Origin of the sequence: Propioniciclava sp. MC1683 (genome assembly GCF_014164675.1) — a bacterium.
Classification (GTDB): domain Bacteria; phylum Actinomycetota; class Actinomycetes; order Propionibacteriales; family Propionibacteriaceae; genus Propioniciclava.
In genome coordinates this window covers 43281-62385 of the sequence record NZ_JACJFX010000008.1, presented here as the reverse complement: position 1 = coordinate 62385, position 19105 = coordinate 43281, and the positions used below count along the sequence as shown (strand labels likewise).

Genomic DNA, 19105 nt, shown 5'->3' with positions numbered 1-19105 from the left:
GTCCGGGGGACCGGTTTCCCGCCCGCCCCACCGGCGTGGGACAATGCCGCCCATGACCACGCTCCCTGCCGACCTGCGCGCTGCCATCGTGGCCTCGGGGTACTTCCCCGAGTTCGTGTCCGCGACCGTGGCCCAGGCGATCGCCGACGAGGAGGTCGTGGACAGCCTCGTCCACCACGAGGCGACGTTCAGCTCGACCGAGCTGCACCGGCACGTCACCGTCCTGGTGCTGACGCCCACGCGGTTCATCGTGGCGCACACCGACGACGGCGAGCACCCGAACGTCCACCAGGCCCTGACCACCGTCGAGACGGTGTCCCTGAGGCACATCCGTTCCGTGGCGCTCACCCAGGTCGCCGCGAACCCCGAGCGGTTCGGCCGCGGCAAGCACGGCACCACCGAGACGTGGCTGGTCGTGAACTGGGGGGCGGTCCGCCGCCAGGAGGCCGAGCCCGCCACGTGCGGCGACCCGAACTGCGACGCCGACCACGGGTACACGATCCAGGACCTGGCCGACGACCTCACCGTGCGGATCAGCGCAGCCGCCGACGGCGAGGACGCCGTGTCCGGCCTCGTGCGGTTCGCCGCCCGCCTGCAGCGGGTGGCGGTCTAGTGGAGGCGCCCCTCGTCCCCGCCTACGGGGAGTCCACGCTGGCCGACGTCGTCCCGGCCCTCGCCGCGTCCCTCGGCATCGACGGGTGGTCCGACGCGCTGGGCCTGCCGGCGTCCGACCGCTGGGTGCTGCTGCTGGTCGACGGGCTCGGCGCGCACAACCTGGCCGCCGCCCTGGAGGAGGCACCCTTCCTGGCCTCGCTGCTGGCGCAGGACGCCTCGACCACGGTCACCTCGGGCGCACCCAGCACCACCGCGACCTCGATCACGAGCCTCGGAACGGCCCTGCCCCCGGGGCAGCACGGCATCGCCGGCTACGCGTTCCGCAACCCGGTCGACGGCGGCTACCTCAACGCGCTGACCTGGGCCGACGGCCTGTCGGCCCTCGACGTCCAGCCCCGGCTGACCTCGTTCGAGAGGCTGTCCCGGCAGGGCGTCACCCTCACCTCGGTGAGCCCCGCCCGCTTCGCCGGCACCGGCCTCACCGAGTGCGCGCTGCGCGGCGCCCGGTTCCATCCCGTCCCCGACGAGGACGACCACCCGGCCCGCATCCAGTGGACCGTCGACGGCGCGGCGTCCGGGGACAGCTCGCTGGTCTACCTGTACGAGCGCTCCCTCGACCACACCGGCCACGGCATGGGCTGGCAGACCGAGCACTGGCGGGCAGCCCTGCGCCGCATCGACGCGCTCGCCCGCGACCTGCGCGAGGCGCTGCCCGACGACGTCCGCCTGCTCGTGACCGGCGACCACGGCATGATCGACTCCCCGCCCGAGCGTTGGGTCGTCGTCGAGGACGTGCCCCACCTCGCCGACGACCTCACCCTCCTGGCCGGGGAGGGCCGCTTCCGCCAGCTCTACTGCGAGCCCCGCGACCTGGACGCCGTGGCCGCCCGCTGGCGCGCCGTCATGGGCGACCGCGCCTGGGTCGTCACGCGGGAGGAGGCCGTGGAGTCCGGCTGGTTCGGGCCCGTCGACCGCCGCCTGGCCCACCGCTGGGGCGACGTCATGGTCGTCTGCCGCGACGACTGGGCGGTCATGACCCGCCGCCAGCCCAAGGAGTTCGGCCTGGTCGGCATGCACGGCTCGCTGACCGAGTTCGAGATGCGCGTCCCGGTGCTGGTCGGCTGATGGCGCACCTGACGTACTTCACCGGGCCGATGAACTGCGGCAAGTCCACCCTCGCGCTGCAGGTCGACTACACCGAGTCCACGGCCGGACGCCGCGGGCTGCGGTTCACCTGCTTCGACCGCGGCGGGGAGGCCACGATCAGCTCGCGGATCGGGCTGGTGCGCGCCGCCATCGAGGTGACGCCCTCCTTCGACTTCTGGGCCCACGTCACCGGCGAGCTGACCGGTGGCCGCCGGGTCGACCACCTCGTCTGCGACGAGGCGCAGTTCTACACCGAGGCGCAGGTGAACGACCTGGCCAGGATCGTGGACGAGCTCGGCATCGACGTGTCCTGCTTCGGGATCCTCACCGACTTCCGCACCGAGCTGTTCCCGGGCTCGCGCCGGCTGGTCGAGCTGGCCGACCGGATCGAGATGCTGCAGGCACGCCCGCGCTGCTGGTGCGGGGCCCCGGCCACCCACAACGCGCGGGTCGTGGACGGGGTCATGGTCGTCGAGGGCGACCAGATCGCGGTCGGCGACACCGAGGGCGGGGGAGCGGGCGTCGTCTCCTACGAGACGCTGTGCCGCGCCCACCACCGCGTGCGCCAGCCGGCCGTGGGCCGCGGCGTCGACGCGACGCCCGACCCGCTGCCGTTCGGCGAGGCCTGACTACTCCTCGGCGTCGCCGCGCGGCGAGCCGAACATGATCTCGTCCCAGCTGGGCACCGACGCGCGCTTGCGGCGGGTCCGGGGCTTCGGCTTGGGAGTCGGCTCCTCGACGTCCTCGATCAGCGCGAGCTGCTCGGGTTCCTCGGCGGACGCCGCGGGCTCGGCCTCGGCGGCGGGGACCGGCTCCGGCTCGGGTGCCGGGGTGGGCTGGACGGGCTCCATGCGTGGGACCAGGCCCGTCATCTCCTCGTCGGCCGACTCGTCCTCCTCCTCGACCTCGGGCTCGGGGTCCGGCTCGGCGACCGGGGCCGCCTCGAGGGGCGTGGACTCCTTCGGGTGGACGAGCCCGGCGTAGATCTTCACGGAGTCCTCGTCGAAGCTGGAGAGCATGTCGTAGAGGATGTCCAGGTCGCCGCGGGCGGGCGGGACGATGTCGAAGACCCCGTCCACCTCCTGCAGGTCCCCGTCGTGGAACGCGTCCTCGGCGTCGTCGTCGGAGGAGTCGGTGTGGGCCTCGGGGGAGGACACCTCGACGGCGTCCTCGGCGTACGGCTCGTCGGCCCGGGCGTCGTCGTCCTCCGCCTCGGGCTCGTCCTGGGTGGCCTTCACGAGCGCCAGCTGGTCGGTGCTGCCGTCGCCGATGAGGGCACGGCCCTGGTCGTTGGCGGCCACGGAGAAGCGGCCCATGGCGTCGAAGACGAAGAGGCCCTCGCGGGGGGCGCCGTCCTGCTCGAAGGCGACCTTGACCTGCCAGCGGCGGTCCTCCAGCTTCCACGCGTCCCACTCCGCCTCGTCGGCGTCCACGCCCTTCGCGGCCAGGGCGTCGGCCACGGCGTTGCGCAGGGTGCGGTGGGAGGTGGTCTCGCCGCGGCGGCGCACCGGGTTGGTGCGGGCCAGGCCGGCGATGTAGTCACGCTCGGCGATCACCGGGTCGGCGAAGGCCGCGATCTTCTCGACCGGCACGCCGGCCGCCTCGGCCACCTCGTCGGGCGATGCCCCAGCGCGGATGCGCGCCTGGATGTCGCGCGGTCTGAGGGCACTCTCCATGGTCACTCTCCGGGGTAGGTCTCGCCGCTGGTCGTCACCGCAGCGTACCGTGCCCCCACGCCGTGACGGGGCAGCCGCTCCGGTGGCACGGGGCTCTGCCGCCGCCGCTCCCGATGCGTCCGGCCTTGACGGTTGTGGTATATACGTCCGTGCGTGGTCCCCCGGGGCCAGTGAGGTCCATCCGCGTTTCGAAAGGCATCATGGCGACTGATTACGACGCTCCTCGCAAGACGGACGAGGAGAACGAGGACAGCATCGAGGAGCTCAAGAGCCGGCGCAACGACAAGAACTCGGGGAAGGTCGACGAGGACGAGGTCGAGGCCGCTGAGTCGTTCGAGCTGCCCGGCGCCGACCTCTCCCACGAGGAGCTGACGGTGCGTGTCCTGCCGCGTCAGGCCGACGAGTTCACCTGCGCGAGCTGCTTCCTGGTGAAGGGCCGCACCCAGCGCGCCCTCGAGAAGAACGGCCTGGTCTACTGCGTGGACTGCGCCTGAGCTAGAACTTCAGGTTGACGTGGCGCAGCGGGCTCGCCGAGCCCGTGAACGCCTCCCAGCGCCTCGCCGCGAAGCGGTTGATCAGCACCTGGGACAGCCCGACCCCCATCGCCATCGCCAGGACCCAGATCGCGGCGTGCGTGGTGGGGGTGTTCGGGTCATTCGGCTCGGGGGGCTCCTCACCCGTCACGAACTGCCAGGCGCCGTCGACGGCCTTCTTCGTGGCGACCGCCGCGACCAGGCCGACCACGGTCGAGTAGGCGTTCCACACGATCTTCTGCGAGAAGTCCATGGGACTCATCCTAGGGGCACCTCCCGCGCCCGCTAGGTTGGACGGGTGCACTATCGCGAACGTCTGAACGCCCCGGCGTGGTACTGGCTGGTGGGCGTCCTCTTCGGCGCCTCCACCATCATCGCGGTCGGGTTCTGGTACGGCCCGTGGGTCGCCTTCGGCGGCGGGCTCGTGGTGGCCGCCGTCATCACCGTCGCGCTGGCCTGGTTCGGCCGCACCGAGCTGGCCGTGGACGCCGACGGCCTGCGCGTGGGTCCGTCGCTGCTGGAGTGGCCCTGGCTCGGCGAGGTCGAGGTGCTGGACGCCGCGGCCACCCGCGAGTGCCTCGGGGTCGGGGCGGACGCCCGCGCGTTCGTCACCCAGCGCCCCTGGCTGAGCGAGTCGGTGCAGGTCACCGTCGACGACGCCGCCGACCCGCACCCCTACTGGCTGGTCTCGAGCCGCCGTCCCGCCCAGCTGGCGGCCGCCATCGAGACAGCCCGCGCGCAGGCGGCCTCGTGAGCGACCTCGAGGTCCTCGTCCGCCGGCTGGACGACGGCGTGCCGCTGCCGCGGTACGCCCACCCCGGCGACGCGGGGGCCGACCTGGCCACCGCCGAGGAGGTCGAGCTGGCCCCCGGCGACCGCCGCCTGGTCCGCACGGGCATCGCGCTCGCGGTCCCGGAGGGCTGGGCCTGCTTCGTGCACCCGCGCTCGGGACTGGCGGCCCGCCACGGCCTGACGATCGTGAACGCGCCGGGCACCGTGGACGCCGGCTATCGCGGGGAGATCATGGTCTGCCTGCTCAACACCGACGCCAGCCGATCCGTGATACTCCACCGGGGCGACTTGATCGCGCAGCTAGTCTTCCAACGCGTCGGACGGGCGGGATTCGCCGAGGCCGACGCACTGCCCGAGAGCGTGCGTGGCACCGGCGGGCACGGGTCCACCGGTGGGGTCACCGCGTGGGCCGACGATTCGATCCCCACGGGGGAAGGCGGAGGTAGGAACCAGTGAGCGACGAGGCGATCGAGGACTTCGAGGACGAGCTCGACGAGCCCGGGACCGACGACGACTTCGACCCGCGCGCGGACGGCCCGTTCGACTTCGACGAGGTCGACCTGGACGCCGACGACGTCGAGCGCGTCACCTTCGGCCCGCTGATCATCACGCCCTTCGACGGGCTGGGCCTGCAGCTGCACGGCGACCCCGCGACCGGCACCGTGCGGGCCCTGCTGGCCGCCTACGGCGAGTCCGGCCTGGAGCTGGCGCTGTTCGCCGCCCCGCGCACCGACGGCCTGGCCGAGGAGCTGCGCGAGGAGACGATCGAGGAGGCCACCGGCGCCGGCGGCCACGCCGAGATCGCCGACGGGCCGTTCGGCCCTGAGGTGCGCCGCGTCCTGCCGATGGAGGGCCCCGAGGGCGAGCAGCTGTTCCACGTCTCGCGCATCTGGCTCGTCGAGGGCCCGCGTTGGCTGCTGCGCGGCACCCTCATGGGTCGTGCGGGCATGGTCGAGGGCGAGGCCGAGCCGGCCGACGTCTTCGTCGAGTTCTTCCGCAACGTCGTGGTCAAGCGCGACGACGCCCCGCGCGTGCCCGGCGAGCTGATCCACCTCGCCCTGCCGCAGGGGGCCGACGCGCAGGGTTAGGCTGGCCGTCGTGGCCCTCTGGGAGCGCGTGCGCGGCCTGCTGCGCAGCAACGACGAACTGGCCTCGGCCGACCGGCACCGCCTCGCCGAGGACATCGGCGCGGACGCGATCGGGTCCTGTGTCGACCGCAGCCGCGTGACCGTGCGCGGCACGATCGACGTGCTCACGGTCAGCCCCCGCCAGGACACCCCGTGGCTGGAGGCGGAGCTCTCCGACGGTACCGGCCGGGTCACGCTGATCTGGATGGGGCGCCACGAAATCGCGGGCATCGAGGCGGGCCGCGAACTGGTGGCCCGGGGCCGGATCTCGATCGACGGCGGCGTCCGGCGCCTCTACAACCCCGACTACGAGCTGCTCTGAGCCCGGACGGTCAGTCGACCGGGTCCTCGTCGTCCTCCTGGACGACCCGCTCCCGCTGCACGCCCGGGGCCAGGAAGTGCGCGAGCTCCAGCTCGGCCTCGGGCTGGACGACGAACAGCAGCTCGTCCTCGCCCTCGAGGGCGGCGTCGGCCCGCGGCGGCTGCGCGGTGCCGTCGCGGATGATCGCGACGAGGACGGCGTCCCCGGGGAACTCGAGGTCGGCCAGCCGGCGCCCGACGGTGGGGCTGTCGGTCGGGAGGGTCATCTCGACCAGGTTGGTGCGCCCGCCGCGGAAGGCGAAGAGGCGGACCAGGTCGCCGACCGTCACGGCCTCCTCGACCAGCGCGCACATCAGGCGCGGGGTCGAGACGGCCACGTCGACGCCCCAGACGTCGTCGAACATCCACTCGTTGCTGGGGTGGTTCACCCGCGCCACGGTGCGGGGGACCGCGAACTCGGTCTTGGCCAGCAGGCTGTGCACCAGATTGGCCTTGTCGTCGCCGGTGGCCGCGATCGCCACGTCGTAGCGGTCGATGCGGGCCTCCTCCAGGGAGTCGACCTCGCAGGCGTCGGCCAGCAGCCAGGCGGCGCCGGGCACCGAGTCGGGCTTGATCGCGTTCGGGTCACGGTCGATGAGGAGGACCTGGTGGTCGTTGGCGAGCAACTCGCGGGCGATGGAGCGGCCGACGTTCCCCGCCCCGGCGATGGTCACGCGCATGGGGTCTCCTAGATCCTGACGGGGGGCTCGGCGAGCAGGCCCTCGATGCGGGGCACGTCCTCGTTGGTGGCGGCGATGTAGAGCATGTCGCCGTCCTGGAGGATGGTCGTCTCGGAGGGGATCATGCCCTGCCCGAAGCGGCTCAGGAACGGGATGCGGGCCCCGAGGGCCGCCTCGATCGCCGTGACGCGCTGCCCGACCCACTCGTCGTGGGCGCCCAGCTGGATGAGCCGGACCTGGCCGGACGGGTCGCGCCACTGCGGCTCCGACCCCTCGGGCAGCAGCCGGCGCAGCACCTGGTCGGCCGCCCAGCGCACGGTCGCGACCGACGGGACGCCCAGGCGTTCGTAGACCTCGGCCCGGCCCTGGTCGTAGATGCGGGCGACCACGTTGTTGAGGCCGTAGGTCTCGCGCACGACGCGCGCGGCGAGGATGTTGGAGTTGTCACCGGAGGACACCGCGGCGAACCCGTCCGCCTCGCGGATGCCGGCCGCGACGAGCACCTTGCGGTCGAAGCCGATGCCCTTCACCGTGCGCCCGTGGAAGTCGGGCCCCAGCCGCCGGAACGCGTCGGCGTCCTGGTCGATCACGGCCACGGAATGGCCGCGTCGCTCGAGGGCCCGGGCCAGGGACGAACCCACGCGACCACAACCCATGATGACGATGTGCACAGGCGTAGAGTGTACCCCCGTGAACCTCACGGACGCCGTGAAGCGTCTGCTCGTCGGGCGCAAGCTGGCGAGCAACCAGTTGGGCGAGACCCTCCTCCCCAAGCGCATCGCCCTGCCGGTGTTCGCGTCCGACGCGTTGTCGTCGGTCGCCTACGCCCCCGACGAGATCCTGCTCACCCTGAGCCTGGCCGGCGTCGCCGGATTCGTCTTCTCCTGGCCGATCGCCCTGGGCGTCGCGCTGGTCATGTTCGTCGTCGTGCTGTCCTACCGGCAGACGGTGCACGCCTACCCGTCCGGCGGCGGCGACTACGAGGTGGCCACGGTCAACCTCGGCCCGAACGCTGGGCTGACCGTGGCGTCCGCCCTGCTGGTCGACTACGTGCTGACCGTCGCGGTGTCGGTGAGCTCGGGGGTGCAGAACGCCAAGGCACTGGTCCCGTTCATCGTCGGCCACGAGGGCCTGGTCGCCGCCGTGCTGATCCTGGTGCTGATGGCGATCAACCTCCGCGGCGTGCGCGAGTCCGGGACGCTGTTCGCGATCCCCACCTACGGCTTCATGGTCGCCGTGCTCGGCATGATCGTGGTCGGGCTCGTCCGCATCCTCGTGGTGGGGGAGCCGCTGGCCGCGCCCACCGCCGGCTACGACGTCGTCGGTGACCCCTTCTACTCCCAGCTCGAGGGCTTCGCGCTCGTCGCGCTGCTGGCCCGCTCGTTCTCGTCGGGCTCGGCGGCCCTGACCGGCGTCGAGGCGATCAGCAACGGCGTGCCCGCCTTCCGCGAGCCCAAGAGCCGCAACGCCGCCACCACCCTCGGCCTCCTCGGCCTGGTCGCGATCACGATGCTGGGCGGCATCATCGCCCTGGCCAACCTGACCGGCGCCAAGATGGTCGACGAGCACGCCGGCGTGGTGTTCACCCAGGGCGGCGTGGTGGTCGAGGGGCACCAGGAGACGGTGATGGCCCAGCTGGCGATGACGGTCTTCGACGGGTTCGAGCCCGGCTTCGTGTTCGTCATCGTGATGACGATGATCATCCTGTTCCTGGCGGCCAACACCGCCTTCAACGGGTTCCCGGTGCTGGGCTCGATCCTCGCCCGCGACGGCTTCCTGCCCCGGGCGCTGCACACCCGCGGCGACCGCCTGGCCTACAGCAACGGCATCATCCTGCTGGCGCTGGCCGCCGTCGGCCTGGTGCTCGCGTTCAACGCCAGCGTGACCGCGCTGATCCAGCTCTACGTGGTGGGCGTGTTCGTCTCCTTCACCGTCAGCCAGCTCGGCATGATCCGGCACTGGACCCGCCACCTCTCCGTCGAGACCGACCCCGCCGAGCGGCGCCGCAAGCAGCGCTCGCGCGCGATCAACGCCGTCGGCCTCACCTTCACCGGCACGGTGCTCGTCATCGTGCTCGCCAGCAAGTTCATCTACGGCGCCTACCTCGCCGTGCTCGCCATGGCGCTGCTGTTCGTGACGATGAAGGCCATCAGCCGGCACTACGACAAGGTCGCCCGCGAGACGGCGCTCGACCAGTCCGAGGCCCACACGCTGCCGAGCCGGGTCCGCGCGGTCGTCCTCGTCATGGAGCTCAACAAGCCCGCCCTGCGCGCGATCAACTTCGCCCGCGGCAGCCGGCCCAGCAGCGTCGAGGCCGTCACGATCGCCGTCGACGACGACCAGGTCCGCGCGATCCGGCACGCCTGGGACGAGCTGGACCCGGGCGTCCCGCTCAAGGTCGTGGCCTCGCCGTTCCGCGAGGTGGTCGGGCCGTTCCTCACCTACGTGAAGGGGCTACGCTCGGGCAACCCGCGCGACATCGTGATGGTCTACATCCCCGAGCTGGTCGTCGGCCACTGGTGGGAGCGCCTGCTGCACAACCAGACCTCCCTGCTGGTCAAGACCCGCCTGGCGTTCATGCCCGGCGTGGTCACCACGGCGGTGCCGTACCAGCTCGCCTCGTCGCGCTACGCGATCGAGCGGGCCGAGCGCGACGACGCCGCCGAGTGGCGCCGCCCCGGTACCGGCACCGTGCACTCGGGGGCATCTCTCGATGACTGAACCGGGGCAGTGGGCGGTCGGCGACCGCCTCGAGCGTGTGCGGGTGAACCGCATCGCCCACGGCGGCCACTGGGTGGCCCGCGTGGACGGGCGGGTCGTGTTCGTCCGGCACGCCCTCGAGGGCGAACTCGTCGACGTCGTCGTCACCGGCCTGGCCAAGCGGCACGCGCTGGCCGATGCGGTCGCCGTGCACGAGTCCAGTGCGCACCGGGTGACCCCGCCCTGCGCCATCGCGGCCGTCTGCGGCGGGTGCGACCTCCAGCACGTCGCGGTCGCCCACCAGCGCGAGCTCAAGCGGCAGGTCGTGGCGGAGCAGCTGGCCCGGCTGGCCGGCCTCGACTGGGACGGCACCGTCGAGGCCCTCGATCCCGACGACCTCGGCTGGCGCACGCGGATGCGCTACCACCGGGGGCCGGAGGGCTGGGGACTGCGGGCCAGGGCGTCCCACGAGGTGGTGCCCCTGCCGGCGTCGGGGTGCCTCATCGCGGCCCCCGACCTCCGGACGCCGCGGGCTGCGGTCGGTGCCGCCACCGCCGACGGCCCGGTCTGGGTGACCCCGGGCGAGGAGCTGGTCGTGCGGGAGCGCGCGGCGGGGCACGACTGGGCAGTCCGCGCCGACGGGTTCTGGCAGGTTCACCCGCGAGCCGCCGACACCCTCGTGGACGCCGTGCTGGCCGGGCTGGCGCCGCGGGCGGGGGAGCGCGCGCTGGACCTGTACTGCGGCGTGGGCCTGTTCTCCGGGGCGCTGGCGGACGCCGGCGTCCGGGTCACCGGGGTGGAGGGCGGCCGCGACGCCGTGGACCTGGCCCGCCGCAACGTGCCCGGGGCCCGCTTCCACGCCGGCTCGGTGGACCGGGTCCTGCGCCGCCTGACGGGCCGGACCGACCTGGTCGTCCTCGACCCGCCGCGGGTCGGGGCGGGCAGGGCGGTGGTCGAGGACGTGTGCGCGCGGCGTCCGCGGGCCGTCGCCTACGTGGCGTGCGACCCCGCGGCGCTGGCGCGCGACCTGGCCACGGCCCGGGCGTGCGGGTACGAGCCCGACTCGATCCGGGCGTTCGACCTGTTCCCGATGACGCACCACGTCGAATGCGTCGCGATCCTGCGCCCCGTGCAACAGGCGGCCACCGCTGGGTGAGCGACGGGCCGCTGGCTAGGGTGGTCGCGGAGGTTGAAGCATGTCCCACGTCGAGGCCCGCTGCCCGTTGAGGCCGGCGGACAAGTGCTCCCTGTGCCACCCCGGCGCCGACGGCCCGCACAACTGCGGTCTGGTCTACCTGATGATGAACGACGACGAACTGCGTGCCGTCTACGCCGAGGAGCGTCGCCGCGCGCGCGAGAGGCGGTCGGGGGCGTAGGCTCGGGTCCGAAACAGCAGACACCGCGAGGACGGGGGTGCTAGTATCTCGATGTCGAGATATCTGCTGGACAACGTCGAACAGGAGAGGTACGCATGAGCGTCAACAGTTTCGGTGCCAAGACCACCCTTCAGTCCGGGGGCAAGGACTACGAGATCTTCCGCGTCGACGCCGTTGAGGGCTCGGAGTCCCTGCCCTACAGCCTCAAGGTGCTGCTGGAGAACCTCCTGCGGACCGAGGACGGCGCCAACATCACCGCCGACCAGATCAGGGCGCTCGGCGCCTGGGTCGCGGACTCGGAGCCCACCGAGGAGATCCAGTTCACGCCCGCCCGCGTGATCATGCAGGACTTCACGGGTGTCGCCTGCGTCGTCGACCTGGCCACCATGCGCCAGGCCGTCGCCGACCTCGGTGGCGACCCCGACAAGGTCAACCCGCTCGCCCCGGCCGAGATGGTCATCGACCACTCCGTCATCGCCGAATACTTCGGCACCCCCGACGCCCTCAAGCTGAACGTCGACGTCGAGTACCAGCGCAACAACGAGCGCTACAAGCTGCTCCGCTGGGCGCAGGGCGCCTTCGACGAGTTCAAGGTCGTCCCCCCCGGCACCGGCATCGTCCACCAGGTCAACATCGAGAACCTGGCCCGCGTGATCTTCCCGCGTGAGGTCAACGGCGTGCTGCAGGCCTACCCCGACACCTGCGTCGGCACCGACTCCCACACCACCATGGTCAACGGCCTCGGCGTCGTCGGCTGGGGCGTGGGTGGCATCGAGGCCGAGGCCGCGATGCTCGGCCAGCCCATCTCCATGCTGATCCCGCGCGTGGTGGGCTTCAAGCTCTCCGGCAAGCTCAACGAGGGCGTCACCGCCACCGACCTGGTGCTCACCATCACCGACATGCTGCGCCAGCACGGCGTGGTCGGGAAGTTCGTGGAGTTCTACGGCCCCGGCGTCTCCCAGGTGCCGCTGGCCAACCGCGCCACGATCGCCAACATGTCGCCCGAGTTCGGCTCCACCATCGCGGTGTTCCCGATCGACTCCAAGACCACCGACTACCTGCGCATGACCGGCCGCACCGAGGAGCAGATCGCCCTGGTCGAGGACTACGCCAAGGCGCAGGGCCTGTGGCACGACGACGACCGCGAGCCCCGCTACTCGGAGTTCATGGAGCTCGACCTGTCCACGGTCGTCCCGAGCATCGCCGGCCCGAAGCGTCCGCAGGACCGCATCGAGCTGAGCAAGTCGAAGGAGAGCTTCAACGACTACCTGCCGAGCTACACCTCGAACCCGACCGCGTCGATCCCGGTGACCCTGGCCGACGGCCGCGAGTTCGAGCTGAAGAACGGCGCCGTGACGGTCGCCTCGATCACCTCGTGCACCAACACGTCGAACCCGTCGGTCATGCTGGGCGCCGCCCTGGTGGCCAAGAAGGCCTACGAGAAGGGCCTCAAGCCCAAGCCGTGGGTCAAGACCACCGTCGCCCCGGGCTCGCAGGTCGTCACCGACTACTACAACAAGTCCGGCCTCCAGCAGTACCTGGACGCCCTCGGCTTCAACACCGTCGGCTACGGCTGCGTGACCTGCATCGGCAACACCGGCCCGCTGATCCCCGAGGTCTCCAAGGCGGTCAACGACAACGACCTGGCCGTCACCGCGGTGCTCTCCGGCAACCGCAACTTCGAGGGTCGCATCAGCCCCGACGTCAAGATGAACTACCTCGCCTCCCCGCCGCTGGTCATCGTGTACGGCCTCGCCGGCACCATGGACATCGACCTGGCCAACGACCCGATCGGCCAGGACGAGCAGGGCAACGACGTGTTCATGGCCGACATCTGGCCGAGCCAGGCCGAGATCGACGAGGTCATCAACTCCTCGATCAGCGCCGAGATGTTCGCCACCCGCTACGCCGACGTGTTCAAGGGTGACGACCGCTGGCAGAACCTCGAGACCCCCGAGGGCAACCTGTTCGAGTGGGACGAGGCCTCGACCTACATCCGCCGCGCGCCGTACTTCGACGGCATGCCCGAGACCCCGGCCCCGGTCGAGGACGTGTCGGGTGCCCGCGTGCTGCTGAAGCTCGGCGACTCGATCACCACCGACCACATCTCCCCGGCCGGCTCGATCAAGTCCGACGTCCCCGCGGGCCAGTACCTGGTCGGCCACGGCGTCGAGCGCAAGGACTTCAACAGCCTCGGCAGCCGCCGCGGCAACCACGAGGTGATGATCCGCGGCACCTTCGCCAACGTGCGCCTGCGCAACCAGGTCGCCCCCGGCACCGAGGGTGGCTACACGCGCAACTTCCTCAAGGAGGGTGGCCCGGTCGAGTTCGTCTACGACGCCTCGATGGACTACCAGGCCGCCGGCGTCCCGCTGGTCGTCCTGGCCGGCAAGGAGTACGGCTCCGGCTCGTCCCGTGACTGGGCGGCCAAGGGCACGACCCTGCTGGGCGTCAAGGTCGTCATCGCCGAGTCCTACGAGCGCATCCACCGCTCGAACCTCATCGGCATGGGCGTCCTCCCGCTGCAGTTCCCGGCCGGCCAGTCGGCCGACTCCCTGGGCCTCGACGGCACCGAGACCTTCTCGTTCACCGGCATCACCGAGCTGAACGACGGCACCACGCCGAAGACGGTCAAGGTCGTCGCCACCAAGGAGAACGGGGAGGTCGTCGAGTTCGACGGCGTGGTCCGCATCGACACGCCCGGTGAGGCCGACTACTACCGCAACGGCGGCATCCTGCAGTACGTGCTGCGGAACCTGCTCAAGGGCTGATCCCGCCGAGCCCACGAGGCCCGTCCCCGACCGGGGGGCGGGCCTCCTGCCGTCTAGACTTCGGTGACGATGAGCGAGATCAGGATGCGCGTGGCCGAGGCGCCCGTCGGCGGGGCCAGGATCGCCTGGTCGTACCTCGCCACCCTCGTCGCCGTCCTGGTCGCCGGCCTGTTCTGGGCGATGTGGTCGCCGTTCGGGGCGACGGTGTGCGGCGACGGCGAGGACGTGCTGTGCATCCTGGGCTGGGGGAGCGCTGGGGCGATCCTCGGCGCGGTCGCCGGGCTGGGCCTGGCCGCGTTCGTGTTCCGGCTGGGCTGGGAGTGGTGGGCCGTCCTGGCCGCCCTCCTCCTGGGCTCCCCGTTGTGGTTCGACACCGTCCCGGACTGGCTCCGCGTCGTCGTGGCGGTCCTGGCCCCGGCGCTGGCGGCAGCGGCGACCTGGTCGGGCCCGCGGCGTCCGGCCTGGCGGCCGTGGGTGGTCGCCGCCCTGGCCGTGGCGGTCGTGGTGCTCGGCCTGCTCAGCATCCTGCTCTGAACCGACCCCGCTGTTGACCGGCGCCCACTGCGATCCTAGAATCGAACCCCCGTTCGAAGGAGGCTGCGGTGGCGGTGGGGTGGAGCTCTTCCCACGCGCACGGCTTCGGCCGGTACGCGGGGGAGCCGGGGCGCCGTCCGCAGGGGCGGACGCGGTTCCCGGGCGAGGTGACCGGGTACGTCCCGCCGGGCTGGCCCGAGGGCGTCCGGCCGCCGCACACCGATGGGTGGGAGGACACGGCGGCCGCCTTCCTGCTCGACTGCTGCCCGGCCGAGTACCGCGGGTACGCGGTGCTGCGCCGCCACCCCGTGATCCTGGCCCGGTTCGCCGTCGCGCACGTCGAGTCGCAGGTGCAGGCCTGCCGCGACGGGATCGGCGGGGTGCGCGCCAGCCTCGGCCCGTTCGTGGGGCCGGAGGCGCTGGAGGCCGCGCTGGCGGCGTGGCACGAGCAGGCCGAGCTGCTGCGCCGGCGTCGACGCGAGGTCGGCCTCGTCGAGGAGGCGCTGCGCGGCCAGGTGTTCGTGCGCAAGCTGTGACCCGGCCGCGCCCAGGTGCAGGAGGGCGGTGGAGGCCCGGGAGGCTAGAATCGACCCCATGTCGTTCCTGGAGGCGGTGCACGGCCCGCGCGACCTGCGGGCGCTGAGCGCACCGCAGTTGGCCGAGCTGGCCGACGAGATCCGCACCTTCCTCGTGCGCAGCGTCAGCCGTACCGGGGGGCACCTCGGCCCCAACCTGGGCGTGGTCGAGCTGACCATCGCGCTGCACCGGGTGTTCGACTCGCCCCACGACCCGATCGTGTTCGACACCGGCCACCAGAGCTACGTCCACAAGGTCCTCACCGGCCGGCAGGACGGCTTCGCCTCGCTGCGCCAAAAGGGCGGCCTGTCGGGCTACCCCAGCCGCGCCGAGAGCCAGCACGACTGGGTGGAGAACTCCCACGCCACCACGAGCCTGTCCTGGGCCGAGGGCATGGCCAAGGCGTTCCGCCTGCGCGGGGAGGACCGGACGGTCGTCGCCCTCATCGGTGACGGGGCGCTGACCGGCGGCATGGCCTGGGAGGCCCTGAACAACATCGCGGTCGAGAACGACCTCAAGCTCGTGGTCGTGGTCAACGACAACGGCCGCTCCTACACCCCGACCGTCGGCGGCATCGCCACCCACCTGTCGACTCTGCGCACCGACCGCCGCTACGAGCCGACGCTGAAGCAGATCAAGCAGCGCGTGCGCTCGGCGCCCGTCATCGGCGGCCCGCTGTACGACCTGCTGCACGGCTTCAAGACCGGCGTGAAGGACATCCTCGCCCCGCAGGGCATGTTCTCCGACCTCGGCATCAAGTACGTCGGCCCGATCGACGGCCACGACATCGGCATGATGGAGCGCGCCTTCGAGGCCGCCAAGAACTTCGACGGGCCGGTGCTCGTGCACTGCATGACCGTCAAGGGCAAGGGCTTCCGCGCGGCGGAGGAGCACGAGGCCGACCGGTTCCACGCCGTGGGCCTGATCGACTCCGAGACCGGGGAGCCGCTGACCGCCAACCCGAAGCGGACGTGGACCGACGCGTTCCGCGACGAGATCGTCACCCTGGCCCGCGAGAACGCCGACATCGTCGGCATCACCGCGGCCATGCTGCACCCCGTGGGCCTCGACGCGCTGGCGCGCGAGTTCCCCGACCGGGTCTTCGACGTCGGCATCGCCGAGCAGCACGCGGTCGGCTCGGCCGCGGGCCTGTCCAAGGGCGGACTGCACCCGGTGGTCGCGATCTACGCCACCTTCCTCAACCGCGCCTTCGACCAGCTGCTGATGGACGTCGCGCTGCACAAGCAGGGCGTCACGTTCGTGCTCGACCGCGCCGGCATCACCGGCCCCGACGGCGCCAGCCACCACGGCATGTGGGACACCTCGCTGCTGACGATGGTGCCCGGGCTGCACCTGGCCGCGCCGCGCGACGAGCAGCGCCTCGTCGAGGCGTTGCGCACGGCCGTGGGCATCCACGACGCCCCGAGCGTGGTGCGCTACTCCAAGGACCCGCTGCCCCCCGAGCTCCCCGCGCTGCGCTCCCACGGCGGGGTCGACGTGCTCGCCAGCCCGCCGGACTCCCGCGTCCTGCTCGTCGCCCACGGCGTCTTCGCGCACCTCGCGGTCGACGCCGCCACGCGGATGTCGGCCCAGGGCGTCCCGTGCGCGGTCGTGGACCCGGTGTGGGCCCTGCCGGTCAACCCCGCGCTCGTCGAGCTGTGCGGCGCGGCCGACCTGGTCGTCACGCTCGAGGACGGCGGAGTCAGCGGCGGCCTGGGTGCCGCGCTCGCGCTGGCCTGTGGCCGGGCCGGGGTCTGGACGCCCCTGCGCCACCTCGGGGTGCCGCAGCAGTTCCTCGACCACGCCAGCCGCGGTGAGGTCCTCGAGGAACTCGGCCTGACGGCACAGGACGTCGCCCGCACCGTCGTGGAGTGGGCGCTGGAGTGCTCGGTCAGAGCAGCGGGGTCACCACCGGGACGACCAGCTCCCGCTGCCACGGCCTGACGCCCTCGACGGCCCAGAACGCGTCCACCGACGCCTCGGTCACCGGGGCGGGCGGCTCCCACGCCAGCCGGCGCAGCGCGTCGGGGGCGATGAGGTTTTCCACCGGCAGCTGCAAGCGCTCGGCCAGCTCGACGGTCGCGGGGCGCAGGCGTGCCCACCGGTCGGCGGCGTCGGGGAAGCGCGTCGGCCAGCCCTTCGGGTGGGGGATCCCCTCCGCCGGCGGCCGCCGTGGCGGCAGCTCGGCCTTGGGCACGGCGAGGCCGCGTTCGAGCGCGGCCAGCCAGTTGGTCTCGTAGCGCTGGGCCTGGCGCCAGCGGAAGCCGTCCACGGCGCGCAGCGCCTCCCGGGACGCCTCGAAGCCCGCCGCCTCGGCGCGCACGGCGATCCCGGAGATCGCCCGGTCGTTGAGGATCCGGCCCGGCGACTTGTCGAGCTTCTGGGCCAGGGCGTCCCGCTCCTGCCAGAGTTCGCGGACGACGGCCAGGCCGCGGGGCGTCCGGACGTCGTGGGTGCCGGAGGTGCGGCGCCACGGGTCGGTGCGCTGGGTCGGGGCATCGCCGGCGTGGAGGACGAGGTGCTCGAACTCCTGGGCGGCCCACTCGGTCTTGCCGGCGGCCTCGAGCTCGGCGGCCACCCAGTCACGCAGCGGGACCAGCAGTTCGACGTCGAGGGCGGCGTAGACCAGCCAGTCCTCGGGCAGGGGGCGGCGCGACCAGTCGGAGGCGGAGTGCTCCTTGGCCAGGGTCTTGCCCAGGGCGCGCTCGAGCAGGGACCCAAGCGCCACGCGCGGAAGGCCCAAAAGGCGGCCGGCCAGCTCGGTGTCGAACAGCCGGCGGGGGAGCATGTTCACCTCGGCGAGGCTGGGCAGGTCCTGGCTGGCGGCGTGCAGGATCCACTCGGCGTCGCCGACGGCGTCGGCGATCGCGGAGAGGTCGGCGCGCTCGCCGTCCTCGGCGAACGCGATCGGGTCGACGAGGTGGGTGCCCGCGCCCTCGCGGCGCAGCTGGATCAGGTAGGCCCGGCCGGTGTAGCGGAACCCGTGCGCGCGCTCGGTGTCGACGGCCAGCGGGCCGGAACCGGCCGCGAGCGCGTCGATCGTGGCCTGCAGCGCCTCGGGCGTGCGCACGACCGGGGGGACGCCGTCGGCGGGCCGGGACACCAGCTCGGGGGGCGGGCCCTCGACCTCGACGGGGTCGGTCTCGCGCGGGGTCTGCTCGCTCACCGGCGTCGCCGCCCCGTGCGGTGCAGGGGGATCGGGACGACGCCGTCGGGCAGCAGCGGCAGGCCCGACACCATGCACAGCAGGTCCTGCCAGGCCTCGACGTGGGTCAGGATCTCGTCGCCGCGGGTGAGCACAGGCGTCCACGACGCGCGGATCTCGACCTCGGCCTTGTCGGGGTCGCCCTCCATCGAGCCGAACGACTTGCTCGAGACGGCCGTCACGGTGCCGCTGGGTGCGGCGTAGTCGGCGCCGCGGCGCTCCAGCGCGTCCTGCAGCCACGACCAGCCGACCTCGGCCAGCAGCGGGTCGGCGGCCATCTCGGGGTCGACGCTGGCGCGCGCGAACGTCACGCAGCGGAAGGTGCCCTCCCACGCCGGGTTGCCGTCGGGGTCGTGCAGCAGCACGAGGCGTCCGTTGCCGACCTCCTCCTCGTCGGAGTCGACGTCGGCGGCGATGGCGGCGGCGAACGGGGCGATGCGCTGGGGGGCCGGGATCTCCTCGACGGTCAGCTCGGGGCGCCAGACCATGCCGAGGAGCGAGGCTGCTGCCTCGTCGAACAGGTCTGACTGCGGTTTCCCCAGGGCCACGCCCCTCAGGCTAGGTGTCGGACGCCCCCGGCTGCGGGTGGCGCGCCGGTCAGGCCGGCGGCTGGTGGACCAGGCAGATGGAGTTGATGCAGTAGCGCAGGTCGGTGGGCGTCTCGTAGCCCTCGCCCTCGAACACGTGGCCGAGGTGGCTGTCGCACGCGGCGCAGCGCACCTCGATGCGGGGGCGTCCGGGCAGGGAGTCGTCGCGCAGGTACCGGATGCGGTCGTCGCCGGCCGGCGCGTAGAAGCTGGGCCACCCGCAGTGGGAGGCGAACTTCTCCTCGCTGGTGAACAGCTCGGCGCCGCAGCCCTTGCACGCGTAGGTGCCGGGCTCGCTGAAGTGCTCGTACTCGCCCGTGCCCGGGCGCTCGGTGCCGCCCTCGCGCAGGACCTGGAACTCGAACGGGGTCAGCACCTCGCGCCACTGCTGCGGCGTGCGGTCGACCTTCGGCGTCTGGGTCATGGG

The 19105-nt window shown here is 72.5% G+C and carries 22 protein-coding genes; 15 read left to right on the top strand and 7 right to left on the bottom strand.

What is annotated here, in order from left to right; genetic code table 11:
- The first annotated feature begins 52 nt into the window (after positions 1 to 52).
- Genes H5397_RS07150 through H5397_RS07140 form a run of 3 tightly spaced genes read left to right on the top strand, consistent with a single transcriptional unit; the run spans position 53 to position 2390 of the window.
- A complete protein-coding gene (locus H5397_RS07150; RefSeq protein WP_223202353.1) occupies positions 53 to 613 on the top strand; it encodes a DUF5998 family protein in 561 nt (186 codons plus the stop codon).
- The gene (locus tag H5397_RS07145; RefSeq protein WP_182816048.1) at positions 613 to 1740 is read left to right on the top strand and encodes an alkaline phosphatase family protein; all 1128 of its coding nucleotides are present in this window, start codon (positions 613 to 615) and stop codon (positions 1738 to 1740) included. Before H5397_RS07150 ends, H5397_RS07145 begins: the two co-directional genes overlap by 1 nt.
- Positions 1740 to 2390 carry a thymidine kinase gene (locus H5397_RS07140; protein ID WP_182816046.1) on the top strand — a complete coding sequence of 217 codons (651 nt, stop codon included), beginning with the start codon at positions 1740 to 1742 and terminating at the stop codon, positions 2388 to 2390. Before H5397_RS07145 ends, H5397_RS07140 begins: the two co-directional genes overlap by 1 nt.
- Here H5397_RS07140 and sepH read toward each other — a convergent pair whose 3' ends face one another.
- Positions 2391 to 3578 (bottom strand): septation protein SepH, encoded by a 1188-nt coding sequence (gene sepH / locus H5397_RS07135; RefSeq protein ID WP_309224315.1) that lies wholly within the window; start codon positions 3576 to 3578, stop codon positions 2391 to 2393. It lies immediately after the preceding gene.
- 59 nt (positions 3579 to 3637) lie between these two features.
- On the opposite strand from sepH, the gene H5397_RS07130 reads away from it, so the two are divergent.
- Positions 3638 to 3931, top strand: coding sequence for a DUF4193 domain-containing protein (locus H5397_RS07130; RefSeq protein ID WP_182816042.1), 294 nt, complete (start codon positions 3638 to 3640; stop codon positions 3929 to 3931).
- A gap of 1 nt (position 3932) precedes the next feature.
- Here the strand turns inward: H5397_RS07130 and H5397_RS07125 are convergent, their stop codons facing one another.
- Positions 3933 to 4223 carry a DUF4235 domain-containing protein gene (locus tag H5397_RS07125; RefSeq protein WP_182816040.1) on the bottom strand — a complete coding sequence of 97 codons (291 nt, stop codon included), beginning with the start codon at positions 4221 to 4223 and terminating at the stop codon, positions 3933 to 3935.
- A 45-nt stretch (positions 4224 to 4268) separates the two neighbouring features.
- Between H5397_RS07125 and H5397_RS07120 the strand changes: the two genes are divergently transcribed.
- The 4 genes from H5397_RS07120 to H5397_RS07105 are packed head-to-tail and all read left to right on the top strand — an operon-like array spanning position 4269 to position 6211.
- Complete coding sequence (locus H5397_RS07120; protein ID WP_182816038.1) at positions 4269 to 4724, top strand: DUF3093 domain-containing protein; 456 nt, start codon at positions 4269 to 4271, stop codon at positions 4722 to 4724.
- A complete protein-coding gene (gene dut / locus H5397_RS07115) occupies positions 4721 to 5218 on the top strand; it encodes a dUTP diphosphatase (protein WP_309224305.1) in 498 nt (165 codons plus the stop codon). The genes H5397_RS07120 and dut overlap by 4 nt, the downstream gene beginning before the upstream one ends.
- Complete coding sequence (locus tag H5397_RS07110) at positions 5215 to 5850, top strand: DUF3710 domain-containing protein (RefSeq protein WP_243760905.1); 636 nt, start codon at positions 5215 to 5217, stop codon at positions 5848 to 5850. Before dut ends, H5397_RS07110 begins: the two co-directional genes overlap by 4 nt.
- Positions 5851 to 5860: 10 nt before the next feature.
- Positions 5861 to 6211, top strand: a complete 351-nt coding sequence (locus H5397_RS07105) for an OB-fold nucleic acid binding domain-containing protein (protein WP_243760906.1) — start codon at positions 5861 to 5863, stop codon at positions 6209 to 6211.
- A gap of 10 nt (positions 6212 to 6221) precedes the next feature.
- Here the strand turns inward: H5397_RS07105 and H5397_RS07100 are convergent, their stop codons facing one another.
- Together H5397_RS07100 and H5397_RS07095 are read right to left on the bottom strand one after the other, a co-directional pair.
- Positions 6222 to 6929 (bottom strand): TrkA family potassium uptake protein, encoded by a 708-nt coding sequence (locus H5397_RS07100; protein WP_182816036.1) that lies wholly within the window; start codon positions 6927 to 6929, stop codon positions 6222 to 6224.
- An 8-nt stretch (positions 6930 to 6937) separates the two neighbouring features.
- Positions 6938 to 7585, bottom strand: coding sequence for a TrkA family potassium uptake protein (locus H5397_RS07095; RefSeq protein ID WP_188334385.1), 648 nt, complete (start codon positions 7583 to 7585; stop codon positions 6938 to 6940).
- A gap of 34 nt (positions 7586 to 7619) precedes the next feature.
- On the opposite strand from H5397_RS07095, the gene H5397_RS07090 reads away from it, so the two are divergent.
- The 7 genes from H5397_RS07090 (at position 7620) to dxs (ending at position 16830) form a co-directional block, all read left to right on the top strand.
- A complete protein-coding gene (locus H5397_RS07090) occupies positions 7620 to 9650 on the top strand; it encodes an APC family permease (RefSeq protein WP_182816032.1) in 2031 nt (676 codons plus the stop codon).
- Entirely contained in the window at positions 9643 to 10785 is a 1143-nt protein-coding gene (locus H5397_RS07085) for a class I SAM-dependent RNA methyltransferase (RefSeq protein ID WP_182816030.1), read from the top strand. Before H5397_RS07090 ends, H5397_RS07085 begins: the two co-directional genes overlap by 8 nt.
- A 40-nt stretch (positions 10786 to 10825) precedes the next feature.
- Complete coding sequence (locus tag H5397_RS07080; protein WP_182816028.1) at positions 10826 to 11005, top strand: DUF6767 domain-containing protein; 180 nt, start codon at positions 10826 to 10828, stop codon at positions 11003 to 11005.
- Positions 11006 to 11100: 95 nt separating this feature from the next.
- Positions 11101 to 13776, top strand: a complete 2676-nt coding sequence (gene acnA / locus H5397_RS07075; RefSeq protein WP_182816026.1) for an aconitate hydratase AcnA — start codon at positions 11101 to 11103, stop codon at positions 13774 to 13776.
- A gap of 69 nt (positions 13777 to 13845) precedes the next feature.
- The gene (locus H5397_RS07070) at positions 13846 to 14310 is read left to right on the top strand and encodes a hypothetical protein (RefSeq protein WP_182816024.1); all 465 of its coding nucleotides are present in this window, start codon (positions 13846 to 13848) and stop codon (positions 14308 to 14310) included.
- A gap of 68 nt (positions 14311 to 14378) precedes the next feature.
- Positions 14379 to 14846: a hypothetical protein gene (locus tag H5397_RS07065; RefSeq protein ID WP_182816022.1), complete on the top strand. Its 468-nt coding sequence runs from the start codon at positions 14379 to 14381 to the stop codon at positions 14844 to 14846.
- 58 nt (positions 14847 to 14904) lie between these two features.
- Complete coding sequence (gene dxs, locus H5397_RS07060) at positions 14905 to 16830, top strand: 1-deoxy-D-xylulose-5-phosphate synthase (protein ID WP_182816020.1); 1926 nt, start codon at positions 14905 to 14907, stop codon at positions 16828 to 16830.
- Here dxs and H5397_RS07055 read toward each other — a convergent pair.
- The 3 genes from H5397_RS07055 to msrB are packed head-to-tail and all read right to left on the bottom strand — an operon-like array spanning position 16778 to position 19102.
- Entirely contained in the window at positions 16778 to 18052 is a 1275-nt protein-coding gene (locus H5397_RS07055; RefSeq protein WP_182816018.1) for an HRDC domain-containing protein, read from the bottom strand. The two genes, dxs and H5397_RS07055, sit on opposite strands and share 53 nt — an antisense overlap.
- Complete coding sequence (locus H5397_RS07050; protein WP_243760907.1) at positions 18049 to 18639, bottom strand: DUF3000 domain-containing protein; 591 nt, start codon at positions 18637 to 18639, stop codon at positions 18049 to 18051. The genes H5397_RS07055 and H5397_RS07050 overlap by 4 nt, the downstream gene beginning before the upstream one ends.
- A 49-nt stretch (positions 18640 to 18688) precedes the next feature.
- Positions 18689 to 19102, bottom strand: a complete 414-nt coding sequence (gene msrB, locus H5397_RS07045; protein WP_182816017.1) for a peptide-methionine (R)-S-oxide reductase MsrB — start codon at positions 19100 to 19102, stop codon at positions 18689 to 18691.
- Positions 19103 to 19105: the final 3 nt, after the last annotated feature.